Raw genomic sequence first — 15,660 nt, 5'->3', positions numbered from 1 at the left:
TCAGTAGCTCTCGCGCACGCGCTGCTGCGGGCGCAGCTCGATCTCGACGCGGCGGTTCATCGCGCGGCCCTCGGGCGTCGCGTTGGTCGCCATCGGCTGGCTTTCGCCGAAGCCGAGCGTCGTGATGCGGCGCACGTCCACGTTCTTCAGCACGAGGTGGTTCTTCACCATCACCGCGCGGTCCTCGGAGAGGCGCATGTTCGCGTCCTCGGGGCCCTGTGAGTCCGTGTGGCCCTTCACGATCACATCGGCGTCGGGGTAGCGGTTGATCGTGGCCGCCACTGAGTCGAGCCGAGAGAGCGCGCCCGGCGAGAGGTTGCGTGAGCCCGAGTCGAACATGACTTCGCCCGCGAACGTGACGACGACCGAGTCGCCCTCGATCTCGACGTTCGCGTCCGGGATCGCGTCGAGCTCCTGCGCCGCGCGCTCCTTGTTCTCGAGGTAGTGGCCGATGCCCGCGCCCGCGAGCGCGCCCACGAGCGCGCCGATGCCGGCGCCCTTCGCGTTGCGCTTGCTCGCGGCGGCGCCGGTCGCCGCGCCCGCGGCGGCGCCGATCAGCGCGCCCTGAGCGCGCTTGTCGTCCATCACAGTGCCGGTGTTGGTGGCGCAGCTGGCGAGCATGCCAGCGGCAGCGATGAGACCGAGCGAGACACCTGAGCGTTTGAGCAGAGCGTTCATGAGTTCTCCTGAGGCGCGACTGCGCCGTCTGTGGGCTGAGACGCCTCGGCGGGCGGCGCATTCACGCCGTGTGCAGAACCGCGAGTCAGCAGTGCAGATGCATCGCGTACAAAGCGCACGAGCGCATCCACGAACTTTTGCGGGTCGCAGGCCGCACCGCTCGCGCGCGGCGCATCGAGGACCACGACGCGGCGCGCGCCCGCTGCCAGCAGCGCTTCGTGCGGCGCTTCGCTCTGCTCGAAGCCCGCGGCGCCCGCCTCCGCGCCGGCAAAGTCGAAGAAGCGCTCGCGCAGCACGCGGTGCGAGAGCAGGTCGCGGCGCTGTGGCAGCGCGCACGCGCGCGGCACGTAGACCGCGAGCGCGGTGCCGGCGAGCGCAGCGGATGCCAGCGCACTCGAATCGAACAGCTCTACGCGCGGCGCAGCGTCTCGAGCCGCGAGCGCGCGCGCGGCCTCCAGGATCAGCGCCGCGCCCGAGCTCGCATCCGCCAGCCCGTCGGAGCTGTCGCCGCTCGCGGTGAGCGGCGCGATCAGCGCAACGACCGCGTCCGCTCGCGCTGCGGGAGCGTTCGCTTTCGCCCACGCGCGTGCGTGTGCGCTCGCTTCGTCGCCCGGCGCACGCGCGCCGAGCTCGACCAGCGCCGCGACGTTGGCGCGAAAGCGCTCAGCGCTGAACTGCGCGGGATCTTGGGGCGGGGCCGCGGCTGCTGCGCTCACGGTGGGAGGCGCCGCACCGCAACCGGCAACTGTCGCGACAGCCAGGGCGCACAGGCACGCAATTCTCACGCTGCGAAACCACACGGCAGCGAACGTAACTCGGCAAGCTCGCTTTCTCGGAGAGCGCTGACACTTTCCGTCGCTGCGCACCACTTAAGGGTCGGATGCCCCATCCCTGGCGGGGCTTCTCAAGGGTGGAAGGCAGGGTTCGCGAAAGCGGGCCCTGCCTTCATCGCCCTGGCCGCTCACCCCGCGGTCCCGTTGGCAGAACCCAGTGGCCAACATTCCTGACGACGCGCTCGACGACGCGTCGCTCGATTCGCTGCTCGCAGAAGAACGCACCATCGAAGACGACAGCGCGGCGCGCGTGCCGCGCGTGCTCGGCGGCGCGCTGATCGGCGTCGACGGCGTGCCCGTCGAGGTCGAGGTGCGCATCAGCTCGCAGCTGCCGCGCGTCGACATCGTGGGTTTGCCCGAGGCGGCCGTGCGCGAGAGCGCCGCGCGCGTGCGCGCCGCGATTCACGCGACGGGGCAGCGTTTCCCCGATCGCCGCATCACGGTGAACCTCGCGCCCGCATCGCTGCGCAAGAGCGGCGCGGGGCTCGATCTGCCGATTGCGATCGGCGTGCTCGCCGCGGCGGGCGCGGTGCCGTGGGAGTCGACGCTCGCGCTCGGCCTCGTCGGCGAGCTCTCGCTCGACGGCCGGATTCGCCCCGTGCGCGGCGCGCTCGCGCAGGTGCTCGCGCTCGCGCGCGCCGGCTGCTCGCGCATCGTGGCTCCCGCGGAGAACGAGGCGGAGGTGGCGCTCGCGCAGAGCGCGCAGGTGTTCGTGGCGGAGTCGCTGATCGACGCGCTCGCTTGGCTGCACGACACGCACGAGCTGCCGCGCGCGAAGCCACGCGTTCTGCGCGGAGAAGTCGCGTGCGAGCACGACCTCGCCGCGATCAAGGGGCAAGCGCACGCGAAGCGCGCGCTCGAGGTGGCCGCGGCCGGCGCGCACGGCCTGCTACTGCGCGGGGCGCCGGGCGCGGGCAAGACGCTGCTCGCGCGCGCGCTGCCTGGGATTCTCCCGCCGCTGCGCTTCGAGGAGGCCATCGAAGTGGCGCGCATTCGCAGCGCAGCGGGCACGCTCGAGCCCGATGCGCCGCTCGCGTTCGTGCGCCCGTTCCGCGCGCCGCATCACTCGGCGAGCCGCGCGGGCCTGCTCGGCGGCGGCGCACCGCCGCAGCCGGGCGAAGTGACGCTCGCGCACTGCGGAGTGCTGTTCCTCGATGAGCTGCCCGAGTTCGAGCGGCGCTGCCTCGAGTCGCTGCGGCAGGTGCTGGAAGAGCGCGTCGTCGTGCTCGCACGCGCGCAGTACCGCGTCGCGCTGCCAGCGCATTTCTCGCTCGTGGCAGCGTGCAACCCGTGCAACTGCGGCTGGCACAAGAGCGGCGTGCGCGACTGCCGCTGCGACGACGACTCGATCGCGCGCTACGAGGCGCGCCTCTCCGGCCCGCTGCTCGATCGCATCGACCTGCACGTCGCGGTGAAGCCCGTCCCGTTCCGCGAGCTCGACGCGCCCGCGGGCGAGGAGCCGAGCGCGCGCGTGCGCGAGCGCGTGCTGCGCGCGCGAGAGAAGCAGGCGCTGCGCCTCGCGCCGCTCGGCCTCGCCGCGAACAGCGAGATCCCGGCGAACGCGCTGCACGAGCTCACGCTCGCGACGCCCGACGCGCGCGCGCTGCTCGGCCGCGCGGTCGAGAAGTTCGGCCTCAGCGCCCGTGCCGCCCACCGCGTGCTGCGCGTCTCGCGCACGATCGCGGACCTCGCGGGCGATGCGCGCGTGGACACGAGCGCGATGACGGAGGCGATCGGCATGCGGGGCGTGAGCGCGAGCTCGGCGGGCGCGCCATGACGCCCCGTGTTCACGCGCTGTCGAAATTCGGCCGCTGCGTCCGCATTTCGTCACCGCCGCGCCCGGCCGAGGCGCCCTTCCGCACGCGAGAAACCGCTGCGGGTGCGCGGGGTTCGAGCACTTCATACGCGCCGGGTAAAGCCAGCGTAAAGCCCGTGAACGCCTGGCATGTGCGCTGCATCCAATTCGCCAGACGGGGGAGACACGGTCATGCGGACAGCAGCGGCAGCGATGCAGGCGCGGGCGATCTTCGACGCCGAGACCGACGCGGTCGTGGAGACCACGCTGCTCGAGCTCGTGACGACGCTCGGCGAGCTGACCGAGGACGACCGCGAAGTCGTGACCACCGTGGTCGAGCTATTGCGCAGCGGCCGCGTCCGCCTGATTGGGAACTTTCGCGGGCAGAAGATCGCGCTCGCGTAGACGCGCTGCGCAAGAACGCACCCAGCCGACGGGTCGGGCCGGTCGACCTACGCAACAACGTCCCCGATCTCCTGCGTAACTCGCGCGCCGATCCGCGGCTGCGCCCTTGCTCCGTGTGTTTCGCCCAGCATCATCCGCGGCTGGGGGGAACCGGGAGATGAACCGGCAGGGGAGCCTGTTTGCGCCGGGGGCGGCGAGCGATGCGCCCGCGAGCGAGGCGATGAGCGCGGCGAGCAAGCGCGCCGCGGCAGAGCCGGCGCCCGCCGAGGAGCCGGAGACGGGCAGCGACGACCACGCCGGCCGGCGAAAAGCGCCGAAGGCGCGCGCCAGCGCGACCGCGGCCGACATGGCGAAGAAGCAGCGCGACATCTCGGTGTCCGAGTTCTTCGCCAAGAACCGCCACCTGCTCGGCTTCGACAACCCCGCCAAGGCGCTCCTCACGACCGTGAAGGAAGCGGTCGACAACTCGCTCGACGCGTGCGAGGAGGCTGGCATCGCGCCGGACATCCGCGTCGAGATCGTGCAGCTCGAGGAGACGCGCTTCCGCGTCGCGATCGAGGACAACGGCCCCGGCATCGTGAAGCAGCAGGTGCCGAAGATCTTCGGGCGCTTGCTCTACGGCTCGAAGTTCCACCGCCTGCGCCAGAGCCGCGGCCAGCAGGGCATCGGCATCAGCGCCGCGGGCATGTATGGGCTGCTCACGACGGGCAAGCCCGTGCGGATCGTCACGCGCACGGGCGACAAGAAGCCCGCGCACCTGTTCGAGCTCGTGATCGACACGAAGACGAACGACCCGCGCGTCACGCGAGAAGAGACGGTCGAGTGGCATCACGCGCACGGAACGCGCGTCGAGATCGAGCTCGAGGGCGCGTACCGCGGCGGCAAGCAGTCGGTCGACGCCTACGTGCGCCAGATCGCCCTCGCGAACCCGCACGCGCGCATCGAGTACCTGCCGCCGAGCCCGGACAAGACCAACGGCGCGATTCTGTTCGAGCGCGTGACGAAGGAGCTGCCGCCGGAGACCGCGGAGATCAAGCCGCATCCGTACGGCGTCGAGCTCGGCGTGCTGATGCAGATGTTCCGCGACACGCAGGCGCGCAACCTGCGCAGCTGCTTGCAGAACGACTTCTCGCGCCTCTCGGGCCGGCTCGCGGACGAGATCTGCGAGAAGGCGAACGTGAAGAGCAATCGCCGCCCGCAGGAGATCACGCGCGAAGAGGCGGAGAAGGTTCACCGCGCGATCCAGGCGACGAAGATCATGGCGCCGCCGACCGACTGCATCGCGCCGATCGGCGAGAAGCTGATCGAGAGCGCGCTGAAGCAAGAGGTGAAGGCGGACTTCTACGCCACCGTCACGCGCAAGCCCGTCGTCTACCGCGGCAACCCGTTCTTGATCGAGGCCGGCCTCGCGTACGGCGGCGATCTCTCCGCCGAAGAAGCGATCACGCTCTACCGCTACGCGAACCGCGTGCCCCTCCAGTATCAGCAAGGCGCGTGCGCGGCGACGAAGGCGGTGATCAGCACGGATTGGCGCTCGTACCAGCTGCAGCAGCCGAAGGGCGCGCTGCCGGTCGGCCCGATGCTCGTGATGATCCACATCGCGAGCGTGTGGGTGCCGTTCACGAGCGAGAGCAAGGAAGCGATCGCGCACTACGACGAGATCGTGAAGGAGATGCGCCTCGCGCTGCAGGAGTGCGGCCGGCAGGTCGCGATGTTCATTCGCAAGCGGCGCCGCGAGGCTGACGAGGCGAAGAAGCGCTCGTACATCGACAAGTATCTGCCGCAGGTCGCGATCGGCTTGCAGGAGATTCTCGGCTTCGACGACAAGGAGCGCGACAAGGTCGTCGCCAACCTCACTCACATGCTCGAGAAGAGCCGGAAGGTGTGATGGCCGCGAAGAAGGCGAAGGCAGCGGCGGCGGCGAAGAAGAAGCCCGCGCCGAGCATCAGCGAGAAGGACGCGCAGAAGCGCGCCGAAGAGATCCGGCGCAAGAACTCCGCGCTCGACGACGTGACGGTCGGCGCGATTCGCGACAGCGCATCGGGCGTGCACGGCCAGGTGAACAAGCGCGGCAAGCCCGACCTCGCGTTTCCGATTCGCTCGCTCGCGAACGTGAAGTACGCAGAGGCGAAGGGCTACTTCGAGATCGGCAAGCAGAAGAAGGTGCGCACGCTCACCGTGAACACGGTGAAGAGCTTCGCGCAGACGCTGCGCATGATGGGCCTCTCGAAGCAGCTCGTGGAGACGAACGACTTCGCCACGAAGCGCGACGCCTACTACCAGTCGAAGAACTGGAACGACGCGCGCTTCGACGAGCAGACCGAGAGCGACGCGGTGATGGACGACATCGAGGCGATGTTCTCGGTGCGCGGGCTCTCGCGCGAGCAGCTCCGCTTCATTCCCGACGAGCACGGCGGCGCGGTCGCTGGCAACCTCGTCGTGCTCGATCCCGATCGCGAGACGGGCGAGGTGGAGCGCATCGACTGCACGAGGTTCGGCAGCGGCGCGTACTCGATCCCGAGCACGGTCGAGCATCTCTCGTTCGAGACCGACGCGAAGTTCATCCTCGCGATCGAGACCGGCGGCGTGTTCCAGCGCCTGCAGAGCCACAAGTTCTGGCAGACCGCGGACTGCATCCTCGTCTCGCTCGCGGGCGTGCCCACGCGCGCGACGCGCCGCTTCATCCGCAAGCTCTCCGACGAATCGAAGATTCCCGTCTACGCGTTCGTCGACTGCGATCCGTACGGCATCTCGAACATCTATCGCACGCTGAAAGTGGGCTCGGGCAACGCGGCGCACCTCTCGCAGTTCTTCTGCGTGCCCCAGGCGCGCTTCCTCGGCGTGACGCCGCAGGACATCCGCGACTACCAGCTGCCGACGCACCCGCTGCTCGACGTCGACATCAAGCGCGCGCGCGATGCGCTGAAGAACGATCCGTTCTTCAAGGCGCACAAACCTTGGCAGAAGGCGATGAACGATCTGCTGCAAATGGGCGTGCGCGCCGAACAGCAGGCGCTCGCGAAGTGGGGGCTGAACTACGTGATCGACGAGTATCTGCCGCGGAAGCTGGCGAACGTCGGAGCGTTTTTGCCTTGAGAGAGCCGACGTGCCGCTTGTTAGGCCCGCGCGGGCGCCGCGCCGCGCGGCGCTCCTCGTTTTCGGAGGGGTTCATCGCGGGGTGGGAGGCGGGCGACGCCGTCGCCGCTTCGAGCGGCTCCGGCGTCGTTGCCTGCTTGGTTGCTGATGCGCGCTTCTCGGAGAGTGCGTGGTGTTGGGGTTCGGCTGTGACGCGGCGCGGGATTTTGCTCGCGGGCGGGACGGGGACGCGGCTGTATCCGATTACGCGTGGCGTCTCGAAGCAGCTGTTGCCCGTGTACGACAAGCCGATGGTCTACTACCCGCTGTCGGTGCTGATGCTGGCGGGGATTCGCGACGTGCTCGTGATCACGACGCCGGAGGATCAGGCGAACTTCCAGCGCTTGTTAGGGGACGGGGCGCGCGTCGGGATGTCGATCTCGTACGCGGTGCAGCCGAAGCCTGAAGGGATCGCGCAGGCGTTCACGATCGGGCGCGAGTTCCTCGCGGGCGGCCCTGCGGCGCTCGTGCTCGGCGACAACCTGTATTACGGGCACGGGCTCTCGGAGACGCTGCGCGCGGCGGGCGCGCGCGAAGAGGGCGGCACGGTGTTCGGCTACTTCGTGCGCGACCCCGAGCGCTACGGCGTCGTCGAGCTCGACGCGCAGCAGCGCGCGATCTCGATCGAGGAGAAGCCGAAGCAGCCGAAGTCGAACTGGGCGGTCACGGGCCTCTACTTCTACGACCGGAACGTGAGCGACGTCGCCGCCGCGCTGAGGCCCTCCGCGCGCGGCGAGCTCGAGATCACGGACGTGAACCTCGCCTACCTGAGGCGCGGCCAGCTGCGCGTAGAGCTGTTGGGCCGCGGCTTCGCCTGGCTCGACACCGGAACGCACGAGTCGCTGCTCCAAGCCGGCCAATACATCCAGGCAGTCCAAGAGCGCCAAGGTTTGATGGTCGCCTGCATCGAAGAGATCGCCTGGCGCATGCAGCTGATCGACACGGAGCAACTGCTCCGCCTCGGCGCCGAGATGAAGAACAACGCCTACGGCGCTTACCTGACGCGCATCGCGAAGGAGCCGAGGTGATCTCGGGCAACTCATCTTCGCTGCGCGCACGAGCATCCCAGCACGCAACGAATCTTCGGCGGCTCGCAGCCGCCGAAGATTCGCCCGCCCTAACACCCAGAGCGTTCGGCCTCTTCGCCGAGGAGCGCCGTGCGGGGGGCCGGGGGCTGCGGAGCGCGAATCAAGCGCAGCGAGGGGCGCGAGCAAGCCGGCGGAAACCGTCCACGCCACTCCGCCAGGCGCCCAAGTGCCACCTTCAACCGGCAAGCCCCGAGCGAGCCATCGCGCGCAGCAGCCCCCGGCCCCCCGCACGGCGCGGCGCAACGAACGAGCCCCCACGATGAAGGTTCACCAAACACCCCTCCCCGGCGTCCTTCTGATCGAGCCCTTCGTGCACCAAGACGAACGCGGCTTCTTCCTCGAGACCTACCGCGCCGAGCGCTACGCGCAGCACGGCATCAGCGCGCCCTTCGTGCAGGACAACCACTCACGCTCGCGCCAGGGCACGCTGCGCGGCCTGCATGCCCAGCTCGATCCCGCGCAGGGCAAGCTCGTGCGCTGCATCGCGGGCGAGATCCTCGACGTCGCGGTCGACATCCGCATCGGCTCGCCCACGTTCGGCAAGCACTTCATGACGCCTCTCACGGCCACGAACTTCCGCCAGCTCTGGATCCCGCCGAACTTCGCGCACGGCTTTCTCGTGATCAGCGAGACCGCCGAGGTCGAGTACAAGGTGACCGAGCCGTATCAGCCGAAGAGCGAGATCGCGATCGCGTGGAATGATCCGGAGCTCGCGGTGCCGTGGCCGGTGCTCGTGCCGACGCTCTCGAATCGCGACGCGGCGGCGCCAAAGCTCGCGGAGCTGCGCGACAAGCTGCCGCGCTACTGAGCGCTCAGTACTCCTCGGCCTCGAACGACTCCTCGTCCGTGCCCTTCGCGAGCGTGATCGGCGCGCCGCAGTAGCCGCAGAAGATCTCGTCGCCGGGCTTCGCGCCTTCGAGCGCGATGTCGGTGTCGCAAATCGGGCACTCGATGTATTGCTGGCGCGCCATGCCACGTGTTTCGGCGGCTCGCGCCCCCGACTGAATGATTCTCAGGTCACGCGCGCGACCAGGCGCGTGAAGCCGAGCAGCTCGCCGGCGTCCGCGCGCAGCATCTCCGCCTCACGTCGCGCGGCCTCGGGTCGCATCCCCGCCTCGGCGCACACCTCTTGCCACGACAGCCAGTCGCGCCACGCCTCTGGCAGGCGGTCGGCCGTCGTGACGGTCGCGCGCCCGCTGCGCGAGATGTTTCCGCGCCACCACTCAGGGCTGTGAAAGCTCGAGAAGGCGGGATCCCAGTACGGGGTGAGGCGCGGCGGAGCTTCGGTCAGCTCCGCGGCGACACCGGGGACGACGATTCCGAACTGGCCGCCCGGCTTGACGATGGGCGCCACGTGCTGCGCGAAGTAGAGATCCGCGGTGCCGAAATAGTGATACGCGTCGACGCTCACGACCGCGTCGAAGTAGCGCTCCGCGAAGGGCAGGTCGTGCGCTTCGGCGCGCAGCGGGAACACGAGATCCGAAACGCCAGCCTGCTCGATGCGTGCAAGGTTGTCGGTCGGTGCGATCCACAAGTCTGCGGCCCACACGCGTACGCCGAACTCTCGGGCGAGGAAGATCGACGAGATCGCCTTGCCACAACCGAGGTCGAGTACGCGCATGCCCGGCTCGAGCGCGAGCGCCGCGCACAGCGCTTCCATCAGCCACAGCGCGTTCGGCCCCATCATGTTCGCGATCGCCCACGCGGCGTCGTACTTCGCGCTGCGCGGGTATCGGGGAAGCGCGAGCCGCGCGCGCTGCGCTTCCGTGAGCACGATTTCGCGGCCCGTCACCGCAGAGGTCGTTCGCGCTTCTGGCACTCGGGACAATGGCCGTAGAGCTCGTGGCGGTGCCGTAACAAGCGGAAGCCGTAGCGCTTGCCGATCTCTTCCTGCGCCTGCTCGATCATCGCGCACTCGAACTCGACGATCTTGCCGCAGCGCGTGCACACGAGATGGTCGTGGTGCTCGTGCTCGATTTCGTAGCGCGCGACGCCGTCGTCGAAGTGGCGCTCGATCGCGAGGCCGGCGTCGCACAGCAGCTTCATCGTGCGGTAGACGGTGGTGAAGCCGACGCCCGGGTGCGCCTCGCGCACTTTGTTGAAGAGCGACTCGGCGGTGATGTGGCCGCGCGTCTCGAGGAAGACGTCGAGGATCGCCTCGCGCTGCTTCGTGTGCTTGAGGTTGTGGTCCTCGAGGTAGCTCGCGAGGGCCTTCTGCTCGAGCTCGTTCGCCATCGCGAGACGCTAACGAGCCGCGTGGGCGCGCGCGCGAGCGAGGTTCTGCTGCGCGGCTTGGTTGTCACAGTCGAGCGCGACCGCGCGCTCGAACGCGGCGAGCGCATCGGCGTCGCGCCGTGAGGCGGCGTACGCGAGGCCGAGGTGGTTCTGTACGGCGGAAGAGCCCGGCAGGAGGCGCGCGGCCTGTTCGAGATCGCGCACGGCGGCGATCTCGTCGCCGCGGTCCAGCGCCGCGGTGCCGGAGCGAAACAGGCGCGTAGCGGAGGTCGCCGCGCAGCCGACGAGGAGCGCAGCGAGCGTGGCGAGGAGGAGAAGACGCACGCGGCGACGATAGCCGCGCGCTCCGGCTCACTCGCGCCCGAGCTTCACTCTCGCGACGACGGGCAGATGGTCCGACGCGCGCTTCGCCGCGGGCGTCTTGTGCGCGGCGATCTCGCTCACGTCGGCGCCGCGCGCGTAGATGCGATCGAGCGCGAGCAGTGGGCTCGCGGCGGGGAACGTGCGCGGGAACTCGGCCCCGCCGCCGAGCTCGGCGTCGAGCGCCTTCGTGGCCTTGCAGCGCCGCCACGCGTTCATGTCGCCTAACAACACGACGGGCCCCTGCAGGCGCGGATGGCCGAGCAGCTGATCGACCTGCTGCCGGCGCGTGCGGTCCACGAGCGCGAGGTGGGTCGCCACGATCGCGACGGGCCCGTTGTCGGTGGTGAACTGCGCGGCCACGGCGGAGCGGCGCTCGACGTTCGAGAACGTGAGGTCGAGCGTGAACACGCTGGTGATCGGCCAGCGCGAGAGGATCGCGTTGCCGAGCTCCCCGAGCCGATGCACGCGCGCCGTCGCGAACGCGACGTGCAGGTGCAGCGCGTCGGCGATGCGTTCGAGCGGATCGTCGCCCTCGAACGGTCTGAGAACTTCTTGCAGCGCGATCACATCCGCGCCGAGCTCGCTGATCACGAACCCGGCGCGCGCGGCGTCGGGCGTGCTCGCGCCGTTGAGGCCCGACCAGCGGTGCACGTTGTAGGTGGCGACCGTGAACTCGCGGCCCATCTCGCGGCCTGCGCGCGGGTGACGCGGCGCGCGCACCACCGCGAGGTAGGGCACGGTGGCCTGCAGGGCCTGCTTGCGCGCGATGTGGTGCGTGCGCTCGCGGCGCAGCGTCTCGCGGCGGCGGCGCGGGTTTTCGAGCTCTGCGGACATGGCCGAAGGTATCGGCGCGGCGCGAAACGCGTTCAATGGAGAAATGCGGCCCGCCTTCGGCGTGGCGTTCGCCCAACGCGAGCGACTGACTGGACTTCAGCCCGAGCGGAGACGTGCGATCGAAGCGGTCTGGGCGGGCGAGCCCAAGCGACCGGAAATTCTGCCGATAAGTTGCTGCGCCATGCCGACCCCGGAAGCCTCACTCGAAGCCGTCTCGAACTCCGCCGCCGTGAAGGCTGCCGCGCGTGCGCTGGTGGACGCGGTGCAGCGCGAGATCGCCGCGCGCCCGCTCGACGCGGAGGGCTACGCGGCCGCGATGCAGCAGCTCGCCGACGTGCGCGGGCGCCCCCTCTTCTATCCCCTCGTGCTCTCCGGCCTCGGCGAAGGCGCGCGCGTGCGCCTCGCGAACGGCCGGAGCGTGCTCGACTTCATCGGCGGCATCGGCGTCTACGCGTTCGGCCATTCCGAGCGCGACCTGCTCGAGAGCGCGGTGATCGCGGCCGCCCGCGACATCGTGTTTCAGGGCAACCTCGCGCCGGGCCTCGAGCAGCTGCACCTCGCGCGCTTGTTGTTGAGCCACGCGTCGCCGCGGCTTGCTCACGCTTGGCTCTCGCTCTCGGGCGCGATGGCGAACGAGGACGCGATCAAGATGATCTGGCAGAAGCATTACCCGGCGCACTTCGTCATCGCGTTCGAGAACGCCTTCGCGGGCCGCACCACGACGATGGCCGAGCTGACCGACAAGCCCGGCTTCCGCGAGGGCCTGCCGCTTCGAGGCAACGTGCTTTACGTGCCGTTCTTCGATCCGCGCGTGGAAGGCGGTACGCAGCGTTCGCTCGCGGTGCTCGACGCGCACTTGAAGCGCTACCCGTGTCAGGTCGCAGGCATGCTGTTCGAGCTCGTCCAGGGGGAAGGCGGCTTCAACACCGCGCCGCGTGAGTTCTTCGTCGCGCTGATGGAACGCTGCCGCGCGGCGAAGATCGCGGTGTGGGTCGACGAGGTGCAGACCTTCGCGCGCACGGGCGAGCTGTTCGCGCACAAGACGCTCGGGCTCGAGCAGTACGTCGATCTCGTCACGGTCGGGAAGGTCCTGCAGGGCAGCGCAGTCCTCTACACGAAGGACTACAACCCACGCGAAGGACTCGTCGCGGGCACCTACGCCGGCGCGACAGTGGGCATGACCGTCGGCGCGCGCATCATCGAGAAGCTCGCGGGCGAGGGATTCCTCGGCGCGAACTGGCGCGTCGCCGGCATCGCGCGGCGCGTCGAGGCTCGCTTCGTGTCGCTCGCGGCGCGCATGCCGAACGCGGTAGGCGCGCGCAGCGGAATCGGCGCGATGCAGGCGTTCACTCCGTTCGACGGCGCGCCCGCGACCGTGAACGCGATTCTCAAAGCCGCATTCGACGAAGGCGTGATCGTGTTCGGCGCCGGCAAGGATCCGATGAAGATCCGCATGCTGCTGCCGGTGAACGTGACTGATGAAGAGCTCGACGCGGGCTTCGCTGCGCTCGAGCGCGCGATGCGGCGCGTCGCGAACGAGAAGGGACTCGCATGTTGATTCTCAGGCCCGTGAACGAGGGCGATCTCGACGATCTCGTCGCCCTCGCCAAGCTGCTCGACTCGATGAACTTGCCGGCCGACCCGCAGTTCCTCGTCGAGCGCATCGCGCTCAGCGGCCGCTCGTTCCGCTCGGCGCGCGGCGAAGACTCGCTCGACTGGCGCGAGGCGATCTACATGTTCGCGCTCGAAGACCTCGACGCGAAGAAGACGATCGGCACCTCGCTGATCATGGCGAAGCACGGCCGTCCGGGTCGCCCTTATTATTGGCTCGAGGTCTCGACCGAGGAGCGCCGCAGCCCCGAGCTCGACAAGCGCTTCCTGCACAAGAAGCTGCGCTTGCAGTCCACCACCGATGGCCCCACCGAGATCGGCGGCCTCGTGATCGACCCGGCGTATCGCCACCACCCGCGCAAGGCGGGCAAGGCGCTCTCGATCGTGCGCTTCGCCTACATGGCCGCGCACCCGCGACGCTTCGAGAAGCAGGTGATCGCCGAGATGCTCTCGCGCTTCGACGCGCCGGGGAAGAATCGGCTCTGGGACGCATTCGGCGCGAAGTTCACCGGCCTCGACTTCCGCACCGCGGACCATCTTTCGGCCAAGACGAAGCAGTTCATCGCGGATCTCTTCCCGGTGGACCCGGTCTACGTCGCGCTGTTCCCCGAAGAGACGCAGAAGATCATCGGGCAGCCGAACGAAACCGCGAAGGCGGCCGTCGCGATCCTCGAGAAGATCGGCTTTTTCCCGATGAACCAAGTCGACCCGTTCGACGGCGGCCCTTATTACGGCGCGGCGCGCGACGCGATCGTGTCGGTACGGGAGCGCCGCGAGCTCGTGCTGCCCGGCGTGCCGCGCGGCTCACAGGGCACGAAGAACGCGAACCTCGCGCTGCTCTCGACCGAGGCCGGCGGCCGCTTCCGCGCCACCGTGGTGCCGGTCGACGCCGAGGGCGCGCCGCTCGTGTCCGCCGACGTGCGCGAAGCCCTCGCAGTCAAGAGCGGCGAGCGCGTGCACGTGACTCCGCTCCCCTAACAAGCAGCCCTGAACGATGCCCGAAGTCATCCGCAGCGTCCCCCCCCGCCGACCCGAGCGACGAGGTCGGGCGCTTCCCGATCTGGGACGAGCCCGCGATCGACGAGGCGGTCCTGCGCGCGCGCGCCGCGTTTCCCGCGTGGCGCGACGCGGGCTTCGAGGCGCGCGCCGCAGTGCTGCGCCGCTTCCGCGACATCGCGAAGGCGCGGCAGGAAGCGCTCGCGCTGCTGATCGCGCGCGAAGTCGGCAAGGCGCTCTGGGACGCGCGCGGTGAGGCGGCGCTGATCGCGCCCAAGGTCGACGTCACGCTCGACGACGGCATGCGCTTCGTGGCGCCGATCGAGGCGGGCCCGACGGCGCGCGCCGTGTTCCACCCGCGCGGCGTGCTCGCGGTGCTCGGCCCGTTCAACTTCCCCGCGCATCTCCCGAACGGCCACATCGTGCCCGCACTCGTTACGGGGAACTGCGTCGTGTTCAAGCCGAGCGACCTCGCGCCCGCGGTCGGCGAGTGGCTGATGCGCGCACTGCGCGACGCCGGCCTGCCGCGCGGCGTCTTCGAGCTCGTGCAGGGCCGCGCACCCGCCGGCCAAGCGCTCGCGCTCCACCCGCACGTCGACGGGATTCTCTTCACCGGCTCGTGGAACGTCGGCCGAGCGCTCACGCAGGCCACGCTCGATCAGCCCGGCAAGATTCTCGCGCTCGAGATGGGCGGCAAGAACGCGATGATCGTGTGGCGCGACGCCGATCTGCGCCTCGCCGCCGCCGAGGCCGCGCTCTCGATCGCCGCCACGACAGGCCAGCGCTGCTCGTGCCTCTCGCGCGTGTTCGTGCATCGCGAAATCGAAGCGGAGTTCACCGAGCGACTCGTGCGCGTGCTCTCCGGCATGAAGATCGGCCCGCCGCTCGAGCCCGGCGTGTTCATGGGCCCCCTCGTCTCGCGCGCCGCCTTCGACAAAGTGATGCGCTACCGCGGTCTCGCGAGCGACGCCGGCGGCGAGCGCATCTTCCGCGGCGAGATCGCGCGCATCGCTCCCTACGTCGCTCCCGCGCTCACGCGCTTTGGCTCCGCCGCGCAGACGCACGCGTACCAACGCGAAGAGATCTTCGGCCCGGAAGCCGCGCTCTACGCCGTAACAGATCTCGACGAAGCGATCGCCGCCGTGAACGACTCCGACTTCGGCCTCGCCGCCTCCGTGATGACGCGCGAGCGCAAGCACTTCGAGCACTGCGCGGGCCGCATCCAGACCGGCATTCTCAACTGGAACCGCGGCACGATCGGCGCGAGCGGCAAGCTCCCCTTCGGCGGCGGCAAGAAGAGCGGCAACCACCGCCCCGCCGCCGTCCTCGCCACGCTCTACTGCACCGAACCCCAGTCCATGACGCTGAACGAGCAGCCGTTCGACGCAAAGAGCCTCCCGCCCGGCGTACCCGAGCCGTAACAACTCGCTACCGCTCGCTGTGGAACACGACGACGAATCTCCGAGCCATCCTCGATGACCGATGAAGCAACTACGCGCGCAGCGCAGCCAGAGCGGCTCGAGGCCGCGATGGCTGCGCCGTTCCCCACAAAGTCACGACCGTGCTCCCCCACCGAGGAGCGCCTCGCGCCGGGCCGGGCGCTGCGGAGCGGGAATCAAGCGCAGCGAGGGGCGCGAGAATGCGCGAGCGGAGCGACGCGCAGCGCGGCCAAGCGCCCGCGTAGCAC

The 15,660-nt window shown here is 69.7% G+C and carries 16 protein-coding genes; 9 read left to right on the top strand and 7 right to left on the bottom strand.

What is annotated here, in order from left to right; translation table 11 throughout:
* On the bottom strand, positions 1–678 hold the full coding sequence (locus tag FJ091_02215) for an OmpA family protein (GenBank protein ID MBM4382162.1): 678 nt from the start codon (positions 676–678) through the stop codon (positions 1–3).
* Positions 675–1,394 carry a hypothetical protein gene (locus FJ091_02210; protein MBM4382161.1) on the bottom strand — a complete coding sequence of 240 codons (720 nt, stop codon included), beginning with the start codon at positions 1,392–1,394 and terminating at the stop codon, positions 675–677. Before FJ091_02210 ends, FJ091_02215 begins: the two co-directional genes overlap by 4 nt.
* Positions 1,395–1,761: 367 nt before the next feature.
* Here FJ091_02210 and FJ091_02205 point away from each other — a divergent pair, with 367 nt between their 5' ends.
* From FJ091_02205 to rfbC, 6 genes are all read left to right on the top strand, one after another.
* Positions 1,762–3,288, top strand: coding sequence for a YifB family Mg chelatase-like AAA ATPase (locus FJ091_02205; GenBank protein MBM4382160.1), 1,527 nt, complete (start codon positions 1,762–1,764; stop codon positions 3,286–3,288).
* 210 nt (positions 3,289–3,498) lie between these two features.
* The gene (locus FJ091_02200) at positions 3,499–3,711 is read left to right on the top strand and encodes a hypothetical protein (GenBank protein MBM4382159.1); all 213 of its coding nucleotides are present in this window, start codon (positions 3,499–3,501) and stop codon (positions 3,709–3,711) included.
* Between the two features lie 157 nt (positions 3,712–3,868).
* On the top strand, positions 3,869–5,599 hold the full coding sequence (locus FJ091_02195; GenBank protein ID MBM4382158.1) for a DNA topoisomerase VI subunit B: 1,731 nt from the start codon (positions 3,869–3,871) through the stop codon (positions 5,597–5,599).
* Positions 5,599–6,807: a DNA topoisomerase IV subunit A gene (locus FJ091_02190; GenBank protein ID MBM4382157.1), complete on the top strand. Its 1,209-nt coding sequence runs from the start codon at positions 5,599–5,601 to the stop codon at positions 6,805–6,807. The genes FJ091_02195 and FJ091_02190 overlap by 1 nt, the downstream gene beginning before the upstream one ends.
* Before the next feature lie 188 nt (positions 6,808–6,995).
* On the top strand, positions 6,996–7,874 hold the full coding sequence (gene rfbA, locus FJ091_02185; protein ID MBM4382156.1) for a glucose-1-phosphate thymidylyltransferase RfbA: 879 nt from the start codon (positions 6,996–6,998) through the stop codon (positions 7,872–7,874).
* A gap of 319 nt (positions 7,875–8,193) precedes the next feature.
* The gene (rfbC, locus tag FJ091_02180) at positions 8,194–8,742 is read left to right on the top strand and encodes a dTDP-4-dehydrorhamnose 3,5-epimerase (protein ID MBM4382155.1); all 549 of its coding nucleotides are present in this window, start codon (positions 8,194–8,196) and stop codon (positions 8,740–8,742) included.
* A 4-nt stretch (positions 8,743–8,746) separates the two neighbouring features.
* Here the strand turns inward: rfbC and FJ091_02175 are convergent, their stop codons facing one another.
* From FJ091_02175 to FJ091_02155, 5 genes are all read right to left on the bottom strand, one after another.
* Positions 8,747–8,905, bottom strand: a complete 159-nt coding sequence (locus tag FJ091_02175) for a hypothetical protein (protein ID MBM4382154.1) — start codon at positions 8,903–8,905, stop codon at positions 8,747–8,749.
* A gap of 41 nt (positions 8,906–8,946) precedes the next feature.
* Positions 8,947–9,621, bottom strand: a complete 675-nt coding sequence (locus tag FJ091_02170; protein ID MBM4382153.1) for a methyltransferase domain-containing protein — start codon at positions 9,619–9,621, stop codon at positions 8,947–8,949.
* Positions 9,622–9,722: 101 nt separating this feature from the next.
* The gene (locus FJ091_02165) at positions 9,723–10,169 is read right to left on the bottom strand and encodes a transcriptional repressor (GenBank protein ID MBM4382152.1); all 447 of its coding nucleotides are present in this window, start codon (positions 10,167–10,169) and stop codon (positions 9,723–9,725) included.
* A gap of 9 nt (positions 10,170–10,178) precedes the next feature.
* The gene (locus FJ091_02160; GenBank protein MBM4382151.1) at positions 10,179–10,493 is read right to left on the bottom strand and encodes a hypothetical protein; all 315 of its coding nucleotides are present in this window, start codon (positions 10,491–10,493) and stop codon (positions 10,179–10,181) included.
* A 27-nt stretch (positions 10,494–10,520) separates the two neighbouring features.
* Positions 10,521–11,366 carry an endonuclease/exonuclease/phosphatase family protein gene (locus FJ091_02155; protein MBM4382150.1) on the bottom strand — a complete coding sequence of 282 codons (846 nt, stop codon included), beginning with the start codon at positions 11,364–11,366 and terminating at the stop codon, positions 10,521–10,523.
* A gap of 181 nt (positions 11,367–11,547) precedes the next feature.
* On the opposite strand from FJ091_02155, the gene FJ091_02150 reads away from it, so the two are divergent.
* From FJ091_02150 to FJ091_02140, 3 genes are all read left to right on the top strand, one after another.
* Positions 11,548–12,924 (top strand): aminotransferase class III-fold pyridoxal phosphate-dependent enzyme, encoded by a 1,377-nt coding sequence (locus tag FJ091_02150; protein MBM4382149.1) that lies wholly within the window; start codon positions 11,548–11,550, stop codon positions 12,922–12,924.
* Positions 12,918–13,955 (top strand): arginine N-succinyltransferase, encoded by a 1,038-nt coding sequence (locus tag FJ091_02145; GenBank protein ID MBM4382148.1) that lies wholly within the window; start codon positions 12,918–12,920, stop codon positions 13,953–13,955. Before FJ091_02150 ends, FJ091_02145 begins: the two co-directional genes overlap by 7 nt.
* 80 nt (positions 13,956–14,035) lie before the next feature.
* Positions 14,036–15,394 (top strand): aldehyde dehydrogenase family protein, encoded by a 1,359-nt coding sequence (locus FJ091_02140; protein ID MBM4382147.1) that lies wholly within the window; start codon positions 14,036–14,038, stop codon positions 15,392–15,394.
* The last annotated feature ends 266 nt before the right edge of the window (positions 15,395–15,660 follow it).

It is taken from the genome of Deltaproteobacteria bacterium (assembly GCA_016875395.1).
Classification (GTDB): domain Bacteria; phylum Myxococcota_A; class UBA9160; order UBA9160; family UBA6930; genus VGRF01.
This window is presented reverse-complemented; position numbering and strand designations above follow the sequence as displayed.